This is a genomic window from Lysinibacillus sp. 54212, from assembly GCF_036662795.1.
In the GTDB taxonomy this organism is placed as follows: domain Bacteria; phylum Bacillota; class Bacilli; order Bacillales_A; family Planococcaceae; genus Lysinibacillus_B.
This window is the reverse complement of sequence record NZ_JBAFWZ010000069.1, coordinates 1-1065: the sequence shown is the minus strand read 5'-3', so window position 1 is coordinate 1065 and position 1065 is coordinate 1. Positions and strand designations below refer to the sequence as shown.

Annotated in this window: 4 protein-coding genes; all 4 read left to right on the top strand. The window is 51.9% G+C overall.

The annotated features are described in order from the left end of the window. The coding region (locus tag V4T18_RS18275) for a hypothetical protein (protein WP_332651885.1) at positions 1 to 290 on the top strand (290 nt) is incomplete at its 5' end. Further along, positions 247 to 408 (top strand): hypothetical protein, encoded by a 162-nt coding sequence (locus tag V4T18_RS18270; RefSeq protein WP_332651883.1) that lies wholly within the window; start codon positions 247 to 249, stop codon positions 406 to 408. The genes V4T18_RS18275 and V4T18_RS18270, both read left to right, overlap by 44 nt. Continuing rightward, positions 392 to 538: a hypothetical protein gene (locus V4T18_RS18265; RefSeq protein ID WP_332651881.1), complete on the top strand. Its 147-nt coding sequence runs from the start codon at positions 392 to 394 to the stop codon at positions 536 to 538. Before V4T18_RS18270 ends, V4T18_RS18265 begins: the two co-directional genes overlap by 17 nt. A 160-nt stretch (positions 539 to 698) precedes the next feature. Beyond that, positions 699 to 1013 (top strand): hypothetical protein, encoded by a 315-nt coding sequence (locus V4T18_RS18260; RefSeq protein WP_332651879.1) that lies wholly within the window; start codon positions 699 to 701, stop codon positions 1011 to 1013. Positions 1014 to 1065 lie beyond the last annotated feature (52 nt).

The following is a 1065-nucleotide window of genomic DNA, read 5'->3' as shown; positions in this document are numbered from 1 at the left end:
GCTATCCGCACAAAAGCCGGTCGTATCCGAACAAAAGTAGGCTATCCGCACGAAAGCCGGGCGTATCCGAACAAAAGGCTGGTCTATCCGCACGAAAGATGTGTCTATCCGCACAAAAGGTTGAGCCATCCGCACGAAAGCCGGGCGTATCCGCACAAAAGGCCGGTCCATCCGAACAAAAGGTTGAACCATCCGCACAAAAGCCCGGTCCATCCGAACAAAAGGCCGGTCTATCCGAACAAAAGGTTGAGCCATCCGCACAAAAGCAGGCTATCCGAACAAAAGGTTGAACCATCCGCACAAAAGCCCGGTCCATCCGAACAAAAGGCCGGTCTATCCGAACAAAAGGTTGAGCCATCCGCACGAAAGATGGGTCTATCCGAACAAAAGGTTGAACCATCCGCATGAAAGCAGGCTATCCGAACAAAAGGTTGAGCCATCCGCACAAAAGACGGGTCTATCCGAACAAAAGGTTGAGCTATCCGCACGAAAGATGGGCGTATCCGCACAAAAGCCGGGCGTATCTGAACAAAAATAGGCTATCCGCACGAAAGGCCGGTCTATCCGAACAAAAGCAGGGTGTATCCGAACAAAAGTAGGCTATCCGCACAAAAGCCGGTCGTATCCGAACAAAAGTAGGCTATCCGCACGAAAGCCGGGCGTATCCGAACAAAAGGCTGGTCTATCCGCACAAAAGGTTGAGCCATCCGCACGAAAGCCGGGCGTATCCGCACAAAAGGCCGGTCCATCCGAACAAAAGGTTGAACCATCCGCACAAAAGCCCGGTCCATCCGAACAAAAGGCCGGTCTATCCGAACAAAAGGTTGAGCCATCCGCACAAAAGCAGGGCGTGTCTTAACGAAAGCAGGCTATCCGAACAAAAGGCTGAGCTATCCGCACAAAAGCCGGTCGTATCCGAACCAAAGAATGAGCTATCCGCACAAAAGCTGGTCGTATCCGAACAAAAGGTTGAACCATACGCACGAAAGCAGGCTATCCGAACAAAAGGTTGAGCTATCCGCACAAAAGCCGGTCGTATCCGAACCAAAGAATGAGCTATCCGCA